Source organism: Zoogloea dura, assembly GCF_012927165.1.
Classification (GTDB): domain Bacteria; phylum Pseudomonadota; class Gammaproteobacteria; order Burkholderiales; family Rhodocyclaceae; genus Zoogloea; species Zoogloea dura.
On record NZ_JABBGA010000046.1, the window covers coordinates 1 to 15892 of the forward strand.

The 15892-nt window shown below is 60.9% G+C and carries 13 protein-coding genes and 1 tRNA gene; all 14 read left to right on the plus strand.

Going from position 1 to position 15892, the window contains the following annotated elements; translation table 11 throughout:
• The coding region (locus tag HHL15_RS25160) for an EF-Tu C-terminal domain-related protein (RefSeq protein ID WP_456243188.1) at nucleotides 1-330 on the plus strand (330 nt) is incomplete at its 5' end.
• Nucleotides 331-390: 60 nt separating this feature from the next.
• Nucleotides 391-466 (plus strand) — tRNA-Trp (locus tag HHL15_RS25165).
• A 25-nt stretch (nucleotides 467-491) separates the two neighbouring features.
• Nucleotides 492-845, plus strand: a complete 354-nt coding sequence (gene secE, locus HHL15_RS25170) for a preprotein translocase subunit SecE (protein WP_169148538.1) — start codon at nucleotides 492-494, stop codon at nucleotides 843-845.
• Complete coding sequence (gene nusG, locus HHL15_RS25175) at nucleotides 842-1375, plus strand: transcription termination/antitermination protein NusG (protein ID WP_169148539.1); 534 nt, start codon at nucleotides 842-844, stop codon at nucleotides 1373-1375. The genes secE and nusG overlap by 4 nt, the downstream gene beginning before the upstream one ends.
• Before the next feature lie 101 nt (nucleotides 1376-1476).
• A complete protein-coding gene (gene rplK, locus HHL15_RS25180; protein WP_169148540.1) occupies nucleotides 1477-1908 on the plus strand; it encodes a 50S ribosomal protein L11 in 432 nt (143 codons plus the stop codon).
• A 1-nt stretch (nucleotide 1909) separates the two neighbouring features.
• A complete protein-coding gene (rplA, locus tag HHL15_RS25185; protein WP_169148541.1) occupies nucleotides 1910-2611 on the plus strand; it encodes a 50S ribosomal protein L1 in 702 nt (233 codons plus the stop codon).
• Between the two features lie 221 nt (nucleotides 2612-2832).
• On the plus strand, nucleotides 2833-3336 hold the full coding sequence (gene rplJ / locus HHL15_RS25190; protein WP_169148542.1) for a 50S ribosomal protein L10: 504 nt from the start codon (nucleotides 2833-2835) through the stop codon (nucleotides 3334-3336).
• Nucleotides 3337-3386: 50 nt separating this feature from the next.
• Nucleotides 3387-3761, plus strand: coding sequence for a 50S ribosomal protein L7/L12 (gene rplL / locus HHL15_RS25195; protein WP_169148543.1), 375 nt, complete (start codon nucleotides 3387-3389; stop codon nucleotides 3759-3761).
• 199 nt (nucleotides 3762-3960) lie between these two features.
• Entirely contained in the window at nucleotides 3961-8091 is a 4131-nt protein-coding gene (gene rpoB / locus HHL15_RS25200) for a DNA-directed RNA polymerase subunit beta (protein ID WP_169148544.1), read from the plus strand.
• Between the two features lie 45 nt (nucleotides 8092-8136).
• Nucleotides 8137-12348, plus strand: coding sequence for a DNA-directed RNA polymerase subunit beta' (rpoC, locus tag HHL15_RS25205; RefSeq protein WP_169148545.1), 4212 nt, complete (start codon nucleotides 8137-8139; stop codon nucleotides 12346-12348).
• Between the two features lie 130 nt (nucleotides 12349-12478).
• Nucleotides 12479-12856, plus strand: a complete 378-nt coding sequence (gene rpsL, locus HHL15_RS25210; RefSeq protein WP_079432645.1) for a 30S ribosomal protein S12 — start codon at nucleotides 12479-12481, stop codon at nucleotides 12854-12856.
• A gap of 33 nt (nucleotides 12857-12889) precedes the next feature.
• The gene (rpsG, locus tag HHL15_RS25215) at nucleotides 12890-13363 is read left to right on the plus strand and encodes a 30S ribosomal protein S7 (protein WP_169148546.1); all 474 of its coding nucleotides are present in this window, start codon (nucleotides 12890-12892) and stop codon (nucleotides 13361-13363) included.
• Nucleotides 13364-13477: 114 nt separating this feature from the next.
• The gene (gene fusA / locus HHL15_RS25220; protein ID WP_169148547.1) at nucleotides 13478-15571 is read left to right on the plus strand and encodes an elongation factor G; all 2094 of its coding nucleotides are present in this window, start codon (nucleotides 13478-13480) and stop codon (nucleotides 15569-15571) included.
• Between the two features lie 22 nt (nucleotides 15572-15593).
• Nucleotides 15594-15892: GTP-binding protein (locus tag HHL15_RS25225; RefSeq protein ID WP_206198943.1), on the plus strand; the 299-nt coding region annotated here is incomplete at its 3' end.

Sequence of the window (15892 nt, forward strand, 5' to 3'; positions counted from 1 at the left end):
GACGTCGAGCGTGGTCAGGTGCTGTGCAAGCCGGGTTCCATCAAGCCGCACACCCACTTCACTGGTGAGGTGTATGTGCTGTCGAAGGAAGAGGGCGGCCGTCACACCCCGTTCTTCAACAACTACCGTCCGCAGTTCTACTTCCGTACGACTGACGTGACCGGCTCCATCTCCCTGCCGGAAGGCACCGAGATGGTGATGCCTGGCGACAACATCTCCATGACGGTGAAGCTGATTGCTCCGATCGCCATGGAAGAAGGTCTGCGCTTCGCGATCCGCGAAGGTGGCCGTACCGTTGGCGCCGGCGTGGTGGCCAAGGTTATCGAGTAATACTCGATCGTTGTGCTCGAGGCGCTTCGCCCCCGCGGGGCGTCTCGTAGTCTCTGCTGCAGGGGTATAGCTCAACTGGCAGAGCGTCGGTCTCCAAAACCGAAGGTTGGGGGTTCGATTCCCTCTGCCCCTGCCATAGTTTCAATCGGACTTTCGTTCCAATGGCCGACAAAATCAAGTTCGCGCTGGCACTGGTTCTACTGGTGGCCGGCGTTGTGGGCTTCTATCTGCTTTCCGAGCAGGCGATGGTGCTTCGTGTGCTGTCCGTTCTCGCAGGTATTGGCCTTTGCGCTTCTGTGGCCTGGAAAACCGAGCCTGGTCAGCGCTTTGGCATTTTTGCCAAGGAAACCGTAGCTGAAACCAAGAAAGTAGTCTGGCCGTCACGCAAGGAAACTTTCCAGACCACCGGAATCGTTTTTGCCTTCGTGGTCATCATGGCTGTTTTTCTGTGGGTTACGGACAAGACGCTCGAATGGGCGCTTTATGACCTGATTCTGGGCTGGAAAAAATCATGAGCAAGCGTTGGTACGTGGTACACGCCTACTCCGGCTTTGAGAAGTCGGTGCAGCGCGCACTCGTCGAGCGCATTACTCGCGCCGGCATGCAGGATTTCTTTGGTCAGATCCTCGTTCCCGTCGAGGAAGTGGTTGAAATGAAGAACGGCCAGAAGAGCATTTCCGAACGCAAGTTCTTCCCCGGCTATGTGCTGGTGGAAATGGAGATGAACGACGACAGCTGGCACCTGATCAAGTCCACGCCGAAGGTCACCGGCTTTGTGGGCGGTACGGCCAACAAGCCGACTCCGATCTCCGAAAAGGAAGTCGAGAAGATCATGCAGCAGATGCAGGAAGGGGTCGACAAGCCCCGTCCCAAGGTGCTGTTCGAGGTGGGTGAGATGGTCCGGGTCAAGGAAGGTCCGTTTACCGACTTCAATGGTTCCGTCGAGGACGTGAACTATGAAAAGAGCAAGATCCGTGTGTCCGTGACCATCTTTGGTCGCGCTACTCCGGTTGAACTGGATTTCGGTCAGGTCGAAAAGACCTGACCCACGTGGGGCGCCTCCCCGGGGGCGCCCCGTTTTGCGCCCGCAAGGGCTAGAGGAGCGCGGCATTCGCCGTGCGCTAATACTCAAGAAGGAGTTGCCTCATGGCAAAGAAGATCATTGGCTACATCAAGCTGCAGGTTCCTGCAGGCAAAGCCAACCCCAGCCCCCCCATTGGTCCCGCCCTCGGTCAGCGCGGCCTCAACATCATGGAGTTCTGCAAGGCGTTCAACGCGCAGACCCAAGGTGTTGAGCCCGGCCTGCCGATCCCCGTGGTGATCACCGCGTTCGCCGACAAGAGCTTCACCTTCGTGATGAAGTCTCCCCCGGCCACCATCCTGATCAAGAAGGCCGCCGGCATCCAGAAGGGTTCGCCGAAGCCCCATACCGACAAGGTTGGCACCATCACCAAGGCCCAGTGCGAAGAAATCGCCAAGGTCAAGGTCAAGGATCTCACCGCTGCCGACGTCGAAGCCGCTATCCGTACCATCGCTGGCTCCGCTCGCAGCATGGGCATCACCGTGGAGGGCCTCTAACATGGCAAAACTGTCCAAGCGCGTTCAGGCCCTGCGTGCCAAGGTTGATCGCAACAAGACCTACCCGCTGACCGACGCCCTGTCGATGGTGAAGGAAAACGCCACCGCCAAGTTCGACGAGTCTGTCGATATCGCCGTGAACCTCGGCGTTGATGCCAAGAAGTCCGACCAGCTGGTGCGTGGCTCCGTCGTGCTGCCTGCCGGTACCGGCAAGAGCGTCCGCGTGGCCGTGTTTGCCCAGGGCGACAAGGCTGAAGCCGCTCGCGCTGCTGGCGCCGATGTTGTCGGTTTTGACGACCTGGCCGAGCAGGTCAAGGGCGGCACCATCGACTTCGATCTGTGTATTGCCACTCCCGATGCCATGCGCGTCGTGGGTGCCCTGGGTCAGATCCTCGGCCCGCGTGGCCTGATGCCGAACCCGAAGGTTGGCACCGTGACCATGGACGTGACCACTGCGGTCAAGAACGCCAAGGCCGGTCAGGTTCAGTACCGTACCGACAAGGCCGGCCTGATCCACGCCACCGTGGGTCGTGCCTCCTTCACCGTCGAAGCGCTGCAGCAGAACGTGAATGCGCTGATCGACGCGCTGGTGAAGGCCAAGCCTGCCGCGTCCAAGGGCGTGTATCTGCGCAAGGTTGCCGTGTCGTCCACCATGGGCGCCGGTGTCCGCGTGGAACCCGCCACCGTGACCGCTCAGCAGTAACAGAACTTTGGGCCGTCCGTCCTCAGGGGCGGGCGGATCGTCAAAGACCGCAGGCGCGGGTGGAGTTCGCTCTCCCGCTTAATCATCGACAGCCTGCGTAGACGGTGTCCCAGAACAGGATTTTCGTCTCCCGTTTCCGACGGGGGAGCAGCTCCTGATCCAGGTCGCCGTAGGTGCGATGAGTTCCTTCATCGCGTGTTGACTTGATAGGAGGAAAGACTTTGAGTCTGAATCTCGACGACAAAAAGGCCGTAGTGGCCGAGGTGTCGGCTCAAGTAGCGAACGCCCAGACCATCGTGGTGGCTGAGTACGCAGGTATCGGGGTGGGGCATCTCACCGTGCTGCGCGCCAAGGCCCGTGAATCTGGCGTTTATCTGCGAGTGCTGAAGAACACCCTGGCTCGCCGCGCCGTGGCGGACACTCCGTTCGCCGGCCTGGCCGACCAAATGACCGGCCCGCTGATTTACAGCATTTCCGCCGACCCCGTTGCCGCTGCAAAGGTCCTGGCCGATTTCGCCAAGACCAACGACAAGCTCGTGCTGAAGGCTGGTTCCTACGCAGGCAAGGTTCTCGACAAGGGTGAAGTGCAAGCCCTGGCGTCGATCCCGAGCCGCGAAGAACTGCTGGCCAAACTGCTGGGTGTCATGCAAGCGCCGGTTTCCGGCTTTGCTGGTCTGCTGGCTGCGCTCGCCAAGAAGCGTGAAGAAGAAGCTGCGGCGGCCTGATAGGTTGATTCCCGGCAACTCATACGAAATTAGATCTGGAGTATTTTGAGATGGCAATTACCAAAGAAGACATCCTCGAAGCCGTTGGCGCGATGACTGTTATGGACCTGAACGACCTCGTGAAGGCGTTCGAAGAGAAGTTCGGCGTGTCCGCCGCTTCCCTGGCTGTGGCCGGTCCTGGCGCCGGCGCTGCTGCCGCTGCTGTTGAAGAGCAAACCGAATTCACCGTCGTGCTGAATGCCGCCGGCGACAAGAAGGTTGAAGTGATTAAGGTTGTCCGCGCCGTGACCGGCCTGGGCCTGAAGGAAGCCAAGGACCTGGTCGATGGCGCTCCGAAGCCCGTTAAGGAAGGCATTGCCAAGGCTGACGCTGAAGCACTGAAGAAGCAGCTGGAAGACGCTGGCGCGAAGGTCGAAATCAAGTAATTTCGTCCTCGTGCGGAGGGCTGATGCCATTTTGGCATCGGCCCTTTTGCGCTTTCTGTTTTCCCATGCCACACCTGGCGGGCTCCAGTCGGCAAAAAAGAGCGTTCGATGCAGATTAAAGCGCGTTTTGCGTTGAATCAAGTGTCCGAAATGCTGTCTTTTGTCTTCTGACGTCCGACTTCTCAGACCCGGAGCATCTATGGCGTACTCCTACACCGAGAAAAAGCGCATTCGTAAAAGTTTCGCCAAGCGCGCAACTGCACAGAATGTGCCTTATCTGCTGGCCACTCAGCTTGAATCCTATGCGTCCTTCCTGCAGGCAGATACTCTGCCTTCAGCGCGGGCCAATCAAGGGCTTCAGGCTGCCTTCAATTCAATTTTTCCGATTTCCAGCCACAGCGGCAACGCCCGGCTGGAATTCGTGCAGTTCAATCTCGGTGAGCCGGCCTTTGATGTGAAGGAATGCCAGCAGCGCGGCCTGACCTTTGCCTCCCCGCTGCGCGCTCGCGTCCGTCTGGTGATCCTGGACAAGGAAGCGGCCAAGGAAACGATCAAGGAAGTCAAGGAGCAGGAAGTGTACATGGGCGAGATTCCGCTCATGACCAACAACGGCTCCTTTGTGGTGAATGGTACGGAGCGGGTCATCGTGTCCCAGCTGCACCGTTCTCCTGGCGTGTTCTTCGAGCACGACCGCGGCAAGACCCACTCTTCCGGCAAGCTGCTGTTCTCGGCGCGGATCATCCCCTACCGCGGCTCTTGGCTCGACTTCGAGTTCGATCCGAAGGATTACCTCTACTTCCGCGTGGACCGTCGTCGCAAGATGCCGGTGACCATCCTGCTGAAGGCCATCGGCATGACGCCGGAAGAGATCCTCACGACCTTCCACGACTTCGAGAACTTCACGCTCTTCGAGGACGGTGCCCGTTACGCCCTGGTGCCTGATCGCCTGCGCGGCGAGATGGCCAAGTTCGACGTCGTCGACGCCAACGGCAAGGTCATCGTGACCAAGGACAAGCGCATCACCGCCAAGCACATCCGCGAACTGGCCACCGCCGGTATCGAGATGGTCGAAGTGGGTGACGAGTTCCTGCTCGGCCGCGTGCTCTCCAACAACGTGGTGAGCCCGGATGGCGAGCTGATCGCCCGCGCCAACGACGAGATTACCGAAGACGTGCTGGACAAGTTCCGCGACGCCGGTGTGACCGACGTGCGTACCCTGTACCTGAACGACCTCGATCGTGGTCCGCATATTTCGCAGACCCTCCGCGTCGACGAAACCGCCGACCAGTGGGCCGCCCGCGTGGCGATCTACCGCATGATGCGTCCGGGCGAGCCCCCCACGGAAGACGCCGTCGAGGCGCTCTTCCAGGGGCTCTTCTACCTGCCCGAGCGTTACGACCTGTCGGTCGTCGGCCGCATGAAGTTCAACCGCCGGGCCTATCCCGAGAAGCTGGACGACAAGGCGCCCGACTGGCAGAAGCGTTTCTACGAGCGCGTAGGCCCGAAGGGCGGCGAAGGTGCTGGCACCCTGTCCAACGAAGACGTGCTCGCCGTGGTTGGCGTGCTGGTCGAACTGCGTAACGGCCGTGGCGAGATCGACGACATCGATCACCTCGGCAACCGTCGCGTGCGTTCCGTCGGCGAGCTGGCCGAAAACCAGTTCCGTGCCGGTCTGGTGCGTGTCGAGCGTGCCGTCAAGGAGCGCCTCGGCCAGGCCGAGAGCGACAACCTGATGCCGCACGACCTGATCAACGCCAAGCCGATCAGCGCTGCGATCAAGGAGTTCTTCGGTTCCAGCCAGCTGTCGCAGTTCATGGACCAGACCAACCCGCTGGCCGAGATCACCCACAAGCGCCGTGTTTCGGCCCTTGGCCCGGGCGGTCTGACCCGCGAGCGTGCCGGCTTTGAAGTCCGCGACGTGCATCCGACCCACTACGGCCGCGTGTGCCCGATCGAGACGCCGGAAGGTCCGAACATCGGCCTGATCAACTCCCTGGCGCTGTTTGCCCGCACCAACCAGTACGGTTTCCTCGAGACCCCGTACCGCAAGGTGACCGATGGTGCCGTGACCGAGCAGATCGACTTCCTGTCCGCCATCGAGGAAGGCCAGTACGTGATCGCCCAGGCCAACGCGGAAGTGGATGAGACGGGTCGCCTCACCGGTGATCTGGTGTCCTGCCGTAACCGCGGTGAATTCACCCTGGCTACCGCGGATACCGTCCAGTACATGGACATCGCCCCGGGTCAGATCGTGTCGGTGGCTGCGTCGTTGATCCCGTTCCTGGAGCACGACGATGCGAACCGCGCGCTGATGGGCGCCAACATGCAACGTCAGGCGGTGCCGTGTCTGCGCCCCGAGAAGCCCTTCGTCGGTACCGGCATCGAGCGTACCGTGGCGGTGGACTCGGGTACTGCGGAGCAGGCCCTGCGCGGCGGCGTGGTGGACTACGTGGATGCCAACCGGATCGTGATCCGGGTGAACGATGCCGAAACCGTTGCCGGTGAAGTGGGCGTCGACATCTACAACCTGATCAAGTACACCCGTTCCAACCAGAACACCAACATCAACCAGCGTCCGGTCGTGAAGGTCGGTGACCGGGTGTCCCGTGGCGACGTGATCGCCGACGGTGCCTCCACCGACATGGGCGAGCTGGCCCTCGGCCAGAACATGCTGGTCGCCTACATGACCTGGAACGGCTACAACTTCGAAGACTCGATCCTGATCTCCGAACGCGTGGTCGGTGACGACCGTTTCACCTCGATCCACATCGAGGAGCTGACGGTGGTCGCCCGCGATACCAAGCTCGGACCCGAGGAAATCACCCGGGACATCGCGTCCCTGGGCGAAGCCCAGCTGTCCCGCCTGGACGAGTCCGGCATCGTGTACATCGGTGCAGAAGTCGAAGCCGGCGACGTGCTGGTCGGCAAGGTGACGCCCAAGGGCGAGACCCAGCTGACCCCCGAGGAAAAGCTGCTCCGCGCGATCTTCGGTGAGAAGGCCTCCGACGTTAAGGACACCTCGCTGCGCGTGCCGTCCGGCATGAACGGTGTGGTCATCGACGTGCAGGTGTTCACCCGTGAAGGCATCGAGCGTGACAAGCGTGCCCAGTCGATCATCGACGACATGCTGCGCGGCTTCAAGACAGACCTGGCCGACCAGATGCGGATCGTGGAGCGCGACGCCTTCGAGCGTATCGAGCGGATGATCATGGGCCAGCCGGCCAACGGCGGCCCGAAGCGTCTAGCCAAGGGTGCTCCGATCACCAAGGAATACCTGGACGGTCTGGATCACTACACCTGGTTCGACGTGCGCATGGCCGACGAAGGCCTGGCTGCACAGATGGAAGCCGTTCGCGAAGCCCTCGAGAAGACCCGCAAGGACTTCGACCTGGCCTTCGAAGCGAAGAAGAAGAAGCTCACCCAGGGCGACGAGTTGCCCCCGGGCGTGCAGAAGATGGTCAAGGTCTACCTAGCCGTCAAGCGCCGCCTGCAGCCTGGCGACAAGATGGCCGGCCGTCACGGTAACAAGGGTGTGGTCTCCAAGATCGTGCCGATCGAAGACATGCCGTACATGGAAGACGGCACCCCGATGGACATCGTGCTTAACCCTCTGGGCGTTCCGTCGCGGATGAACATCGGTCAGGTGCTCGAAACCCACCTGGGCTGGGCCGCCAAGGGTCTTGGCAACAAGATCGACAAGATGGTCCGGGCGAAGGCCAGTGCAGACGAGCTGCGCGGTTTCCTCGACGAGATCTATAACGGTAGTGGCAAGCCCGAGCAGCTCGAGGACTTCACCGACGTCGAAGTGATCGAGCTGGCCCAGAACCTGCGCAAGGGCGTGCCCTTTGCAACGCCGGTGTTCGACGGCGCCAAGGAGTCCGAGATCCAGGGCATGCTGGAACTGGCCGGTCTGCCGGCAGGTGGTCAGGTCACCCTGTATGACGGTCGTACCGGCGAGCCCTTCGAGCGCCAGGTGACGGTGGGTTACAAGCACGTGCTGAAGCTTCACCACCTTGTCGATGACAAGATGCACGCCCGTTCCACCGGTCCGTACTCCTTGGTTACCCAGCAGCCGCTGGGCGGCAAGGCGCAGTTCGGTGGTCAGCGTTTCGGTGAAATGGAAGTGTGGGCGCTGGAAGCCTACGGTGCCGCCTACACCCTGCAGGAAATGCTCACGGTCAAGTCGGATGACGTTACCGGCCGGACCAAGGTGTACGAAAACATCGTCAAGGGCGAGCACAAGATCGATGCCGGCATGCCGGAATCCTTCAACGTGCTGGTCAAGGAAATTCGCTCTCTGGCCATCGACATCGACCTCGACCGCTACTGAGCGGGAGGTTCGAACGATGTGTGCTCACCCTGGATGGAGTGATTGATGAAAAGTTTGCTCGCTGATCTGTTCAAGCAAAGCCTGCCGAACGAAGAAGAGTTCGACGCCATTACCATCAGCCTGGCGTCTCCCGAGACGATCCGGTCGTGGTCCTATGGCGAGGTGAAAAAGCCCGAGACCATCAACTACCGGACCTTCAAGCCGGAACGTGATGGCCTCTTCTGCGCCAAGATTTTCGGGCCGGTCAAGGACTACGAGTGCCTGTGCGGTAAGTACAAACGCCTCAAGCATCGTGGCGTGATCTGCGAAAAGTGTGGCGTCGAGGTGACCCTTTCCAAGGTTCGCCGTGAGCGCATGGCGCACATCGAGCTGGCCTCGGTGGTTGCCCACATCTGGTTCCTGAAGAGCCTGCCGAGCCGTCTCGGCATGGTCCTCGACATGACCCTGCGCGACATCGAACGCGTGCTGTACTTCGAAGCCTACGTGGTCACCGATCCCGGCATGACCCCGCTCAACCGTGCCCAGATCCTGTCGGAAGACGACTACCTGGCCAAGGTCGAGGAGTACGGTGACGACTTCATCGCCCTGATGGGCGCCGAAGGTATCCGGGAGATGCTGCGCAGCCTGGATCTGCCGCACGAAGTCGAAAAGCTGCGCTCCGAACTGGAAACCACCGGCTCCGAAGCGAAGATCAAGAAGATCTCCAAGCGCCTCAAGGTGCTTGAGGCCTTCCAGGCCTCCGGCATCAAGCCGGACTGGATGATCCTCGAAGTGCTGCCCGTGCTGCCGCCGGACCTGCGTCCGCTGGTGCCGCTGGATGGTGGCCGCTTCGCCACCTCCGACCTGAACGACCTCTACCGTCGGGTGATCAACCGGAACAACCGCCTCAAGCGTCTGCTCGAGCTGAAGGCCCCGGAGATCATCGTCCGCAACGAAAAGCGGATGCTCCAGGAGTCCGTGGACTCCCTGCTCGACAACGGTCGTCGCGGCAAGGCCATGACCGGCGCCAACAAGCGTCCGCTCAAGTCGCTGGCCGACATGATCAAGGGCAAGGGCGGCCGTTTCCGTCAGAACCTGCTGGGTAAGCGGGTCGACTACTCCGGCCGTTCCGTGATCACCGTGGGCCCGCAGCTCAAGCTGCACCAGTGCGGTCTGCCCAAGCTGATGGCGCTGGAACTGTTCAAGCCCTTCATCTTCAACAAGCTCGAGCTGATGGGTCTTGCGACCACCATCAAGCAGGCCAAGAAGATGGTGGAAGGTCAGGAGCCGGTGGTGTGGGACATCCTCGAAGAGGTGATCCGCGAGCATCCGGTGATGCTGAACCGTGCGCCGACCCTGCACCGCCTGGGTATCCAGGCTTTCGAGCCGGTCCTCATCGAAGGCAAGGCGATCCAGCTGCACCCGCTGGTCTGCGTGGCCTTCAACGCCGACTTCGACGGTGACCAGATGGCCGTCCACGTGCCCCTCTCCCTCGAGGCGCAGATGGAAGCCCGCACCCTGATGCTGGCCTCCAACAACGTGCTTTCGCCGGCCAACGGCGAGCCGATCATCGTGCCGTCCCAGGATATCGTGCTGGGCCTGTACTACGCGACCCGGATGGGCGTGAACGCCAAGGGCGAAGGCATGGCCTTCGCCGACGTGGGCGAGGTCAAGCGCGCTTACGAGAGCGGTCAGGTGTCCCTGCACGCCAAGGTGATCGTGCGTCTGAAGGAGTTCGACCTCGGCCCCGAAGGCGAGACGATCGAGAAGATCACCCGCCACGAGACCACCGTCGGCCGTGCGATCCTCTCGGAGATCCTGCCTGCGGGCCTTCCCTTCAGCGTGCTGCAGAAGCCGATGAAGAAGAAGGAGATCTCCAAGCTGATCAACTCCTCTTTCCGTCGCTGCGGCCTGAAGGCCACCGTGGTGTTCGCCGACAAGCTGATGCAGGCCGGTTTCGGTCTGGCAACCCGCGCCGGCATCTCCATTGCGGTGAAGGACATGCTGGTGCCTGAAGCCAAGCACCCGCTGATCTACGCGGCCGAGCAGGAAGTGAAGGAAATTGCGCAGCAATACACCTCCGGTCTGGTGACCGATGGTGAGCGTTACAACAAGGTCGTCGATATCTGGGGCCGTGCCGGTGACCAGGTCGCCAAGGCGATGATGGACCAGCTCGGTCAGGAAGACGTCGTTGATCGCCACGGCGCCACCGTCAAGCAGGAGTCCTTCAACTCCATCTACATGATGGCCGACTCGGGCGCGCGGGGTTCTGCCGCCCAGATCCGTCAGCTTGCCGGTATGCGAGGCCTGATGGCGAAGCCGGACGGCTCGATCATCGAGACGCCTATCACCACGAACTTCCGTGAAGGCCTGAACGTTCTGCAGTACTTCATCTCCACCCACGGTGCCCGTAAGGGCCTGGCGGATACGGCGTTGAAGACCGCGAACTCTGGTTACCTGACCCGTCGTCTGGTGGACGTGACGCAGGATCTGGTGGTCATCGAGGACGATTGCGGGACCAAGAGCGGCTTCGCGATGAAGGCCTTGATCGAAGGTGGTGAAGTCGTCGAGCCGCTGCGCGACCGTATCCTCGGCCGCGTCACCACCGATGATCTGGTGCATCCGGAAACCCAGGAGACCCTCATCGAGGCGGGCACCCTGCTCGACGAGGATGCTGTCGATCTGATCGAGAGCGAAGGCGTCGACGAAGTCCGCGTGCGGACACCGCTGTCCTGCGAGACCCGCTATGGCCTGTGTGCCAAGTGCTATGGCCGCGACCTTGGCCGTGGTTCCCTGGTCAACGCAGGTGAGGCGGTGGGTGTTATCGCAGCCCAGTCGATCGGTGAGCCGGGTACCCAGCTGACCATGCGTACCTTCCACGTGGGCGGTGCGGCCTCCCGGGCTGCTGCTGCCAGCTCGGTGGAAGCGAAGTCTGCCGGTGTGATCCGCTTTACGCAGAACATGCGTTACGTGGCCAACGCCAAGGCCGAGAAGATCGTGATCTCCCGTTCCGCCGAGATCGTCGTGACCGACGAATTGGGCCGTGAGCGCGAACGTCACAAGATCCCCTACGGCGCGACCCTGTCCGTGGATGAGGGTGCCACCATCAAGGCCGGCACGCAGCTCGCCACCTGGGATCCGCACACCCGTCCGATCATCACCGAGTACGCCGGTGTGGTGAAGTTCGAGAACGTGGAGGAGGGCGTCACCGTCGCCAAGCAGATCGACGAAGTGACGGGTCTGTCGACCCTCGTCGTGATCGATGCGAAGCGTCGTGGTGCCTCCACCTCCAAGGGCGTCCGTCCGCAGGTGAAGCTGCTGTCCGAGACCGGCGAGGAAGTCCGCATCGCCGGTACCGAGCACGCCGTGTCCATCACCTTCCAGGTCGGCTCGCTGATCACCGTGAAGGACGGACAGCAGGTTTCGGTGGGTGACGTGCTTGCACGTATCCCGCAGGAATCCGCAAAGACCCGCGACATTACCGGCGGTCTGCCGCGTGTGGCGGAACTGTTCGAAGCCCGTGCTCCGAAGGATGCCGGTGTTCTGGCCGAAGTGACCGGTACCGTGTCCTTCGGCAAGGACACCAAGGGCAAGCAGCGTCTCGTGATCACCGAGCCGGATGGCGCGGTCCATGAGTTCCTGATTCCCAAGGACAAGCACGTGATGGTCCACGATGGCCAGGTCGTCAATAAGGGCGAACTGATTGTCGATGGTCCTGCCGATCCCCACGACATCCTGCGTCTGCAGGGCGTCGAGGCACTGGCCCGCTACATCATTGACGAAGTGCAGGACGTGTATCGACTGCAGGGCGTGAAGATCAACGATAAGCACATCGAGGTGATCGTCCGCCAGATGCTGCGTCGCGTGGTCATCACCGATCCGGGTGATACCGGCTTCATCCGTGAGGAGCAGGTCGAGCGCGCCGAAGTGCTGGACGAGAACGACAAGGTCGTCGCCGAGGGCAAGCTGCCCGCCAACTACAACTTCCTGTTGTTGGGTATCACCAAGGCCTCCTTGTCCACCGACTCGTTCATCTCCGCGGCGTCCTTCCAGGAAACCACCCGTGTTCTTACCGAAGCAGCGATTCTCGGCAAACGTGACGAGCTCCGCGGCCTGAAGGAGAACGTGATCGTTGGTCGCCTGATCCCTGCGGGTACTGGTCTGGCCTACCACCGCAACCGGAAGGCCCAGTCCGTTGGCGAAGATCTTGGTGAGGGCCATGCATGGGCTCCCCAGGTCGATGCCACGGAAACTGAAAACGCTCAGCAGGCGGGTTGACGAACGCTTGACGAGGAAGATATACTCCGGCCTCTTTTTGCGGACTGGCCAATCGTAGTCAGTCGCAGCCGGAATAACCATCCGAGGCGGTCCAAGCGGGCTGCCTCGGTGTTTTGGGAAATTCTTAGCTATGCCAACAATTAATCAACTCGTTCGTAAGGGCCGGCAGGCGCCCGTTTCCAAGAGCAAGGTACCCGCGCTCGAGGCATGCCCGCAAAAGCGGGGCGTGTGCACCCGTGTTTACACCACGACTCCGAAGAAGCCGAACTCCGCGCTGCGTAAAGTGGCCAAGGTTCGTCTGACCAACGGTTTCGAAGTGATTTCCTACATCGGTGGTGAAGGTCACAACCTGCAGGAGCACTCCGTTGTCCTGATTCGCGGTGGCCGGGTAAAGGACTTGCCTGGTGTGCGTTACCACATCGTGCGCGGCTCCCTTGACCTGCAAGGCGTCAAGGATCGTAAGCAGTCCCGCTCGAAGTACGGTGCCAAGCGCCCGAAGAAGTCCTAATTGTCGGCAACCTAAGAATAGCGAGAATCAAACATGCCCCGTCGTCGTGACGTACCCAAGCGTGAAGTCCTGCCGGATCCGAAGTTCGGTTCCCAGGATGTGTCCAAGTTCATCAACGCCATCATGCAGAGCGGCAAGAAGTCTGTTGCCGAGCGCATCGTCTATGGCGCCTTTGATGCAATCGTTTCCAAGGCTGCCGGTAAGGACCCCCTCGAGGTGTTCGCCGCTGCCCTGAGCAACGTTCGTCCGGTTGTTGAAGTGAAGAGCCGCCGTGTTGGTGGTGCCAACTACCAGGTGCCCGTTGAAGTCCGCCCGGCGCGTCGTATGGCCCTGTCCATGCGCTGGTTGCGTGAGGCTGCCCGCAAGCGCTCCGAGAAGTCCATGGCCCAGCGCCTGGCTGGCGAGCTGCTGGAGGCTGCTGAAGGTCGTGGCGCTGCGATGAAGAAGCGTGAAGAAGTGCACCGCATGGCTGAAGCCAACAAGGCGTTCTCGCACTATCGCTTCTGATTTTCAAGGCGAATCCAAGTCGGGCCCTGAAAGGGGCTCGATTTATTTGTAAAGCATAAGTACGGGGCGCCGGTTTGCGGGGTCTCAAAAACTCAGGAAGGCAAGGTTAGCACTGTGGCACGGAAGACTCCGATCGAGCGCTACCGTAATATCGGTATCTCTGCTCACATCGACGCCGGCAAGACGACCACTACGGAACGCATCCTCTATTACACGGGTGTGAACCACAAGATCGGTGAAGTTCACGATGGCGCAGCCACCATGGACTGGATGGAGCAGGAGCAGGAGCGGGGTATCACCATTACCTCCGCTGCGACCACCTGCTTCTGGAAGGGCATGGAAATGAACTTCCCCGAGCATCGTTTCAACATCATCGACACCCCGGGACACGTGGACTTCACCATCGAGGTGGAGCGTTCCATGCGTGTGCTCGACGGCGCCTGCATGGTCTATTGTGCGGTGGGTGGCGTTCAGCCCCAGTCTGAAACCGTCTGGCGTCAGGCGACCAAGTACAAGGTTCCGCGCCTTGCCTTCGTGAACAAGATGGACCGTTCCGGTGCCAACTTCTTCAAGGTCGTCGAGCAGATGAAGACCCGCCTGAAGGCGAGTCCTGTGCCTGTCGTGATCCCCATTGGTGCTGAAGATACCTTCGCCGGCGTCGTCGATCTGATCAAGATGAAGGCGATCATCTGGGACGAAGCCTCCCAGGGTATGAAGTTCGACTACGTGGACATCCCCGCCGAGCTGCAGGCTGAGGCCCAGAGCTGGCGCGAGCAGATGGTCGAGGCAGCCGCCGAGGCCTCCGAGGATCTCATGAATGAGTACCTCGAGAACGGTGATCTGTCCGAAGAGAAGATCAAGCTCGGTCTGCGTACCCGTACCATCGCCTGCGAGATCCAGCCGATGCTGTGCGGTACCGCGTTCAAGAACAAGGGCGTGCAGCGCATGCTCGACGCCGTGATCGAATTCCTGCCGTCCCCGGTGGATATTCCCCCGGTTCAGGGCGAGGATGACGATGGCAAGCCGGTTGTCCGTCACGCCTCCGATAGCGAGAAGTTCTCTGCGCTGGCTTTCAAGCTGATGACCGACCCGTTCGTGGGGCAGCTGACCTTTGTGCGTGTTTACTCCGGCGTGCTGAACTCCGGCGCAACCGTGCTGAACTCGATCAAGGGCAAGAAAGAGCGTATCGGTCGTATTCTCCAGATGCACGCCAACGAGCGTGAGGAGATCAAGGAAGTTCTGGCTGGCGACATCGCTGCGTGCGTGGGCCTCAAGGACGTGACCACCGGTGAGACCCTGTCCGATCCGGATGCGCCGATCATTCTCGAACGCATGGTCTTCCCGGAGCCCGTGATTCACGTTGCGGTCGAGCCGAAGACCAAGGCTGACCAGGAAAAGATGGGCATCGCGCTGGGTCGCCTGGCCGCAGAAGATCCGTCCTTCCGTGTGCGTACTGATGAAGAGTCCGGCCAGACCATCATTTCTGGTATGGGCGAGCTGCACCTGGAAATCATCGTTGATCGCATGAAGCGCGAATTCAACGTCGAAGCCGGCGTCGGCGCTCCGCAGGTTGCCTACCGTGAAGCGATCCGCAAGGCTGTCGAACAGGAAGGCAAGTTTGTCAAGCAGTCCGGTGGTCGCGGTCAGTTCGGTCACGTGTGGATCAAGCTTGAGCCGAACGAAACCGGCAAGGGCTATGAGTTCGTCGATGCCATCAAGGGCGGCGTGGTTCCCCGTGAATACATCCCCGCGGTGGACAAGGGGCTGCAGGAAACCCTGCCGAACGGCGTGCTGGCTGGCTTCCCGGTGGTTGACGTCAAGGTCACGCTGTTCGACGGTTCCTACCACGACGTTGACTCGAACGAAAACGCCTTCAAGATGGCGGCTTCCATGGCCTTCAAGGACGCCATGCGCAAGGCCAGCCCGGTTCTGCTCGAGCCGATGATGGCGGTTGTCGTCGAGACTCCGGAGGACTACATGGGTAACGTGATGGGTGACCTTTCGTCCCGTCGCGGTATCGTTCAGGGGATGGATGACATCCCTGGCGGCATGAAGGAAGTTCGTGCTGAGGTTCCGCTGGCCGAGATGTTCGGTTACGCTACCCAGCTGCGCTCCCTGACCCAGGGTCGTGCGACCTACTCCATGGAATTCAAGCACTACTCGGAAGCGCCCAAGAGCGTCGCCGAGGCCGTGATCAACAAGAAATAATCGATACTCTTGAGGTAATAGAATGGCTAAGGAAAAGTTCGAGCGGAAAAAGCCGCACGTAAACGTTGGCACGATTGGTCACGTTGACCACGGCAAGACCACCCTGACGGCTGCGATCACCACCGTGCTGTCGCGCAAGTTTGGCGGCGAGGCGAAGGCCTACGACCAGATCGACGCGGCGCCGGAAGAGAAGGCTCGTGGTATCACCATCAACACCGCTCACGTCGAGTACGAAACCGAAGGTCGTCACTACGCTCACGTGGACTGTCCGGGTCACGCCGACTACGTGAAGAACATGATTACCGGTGCTGCGCAGATGGA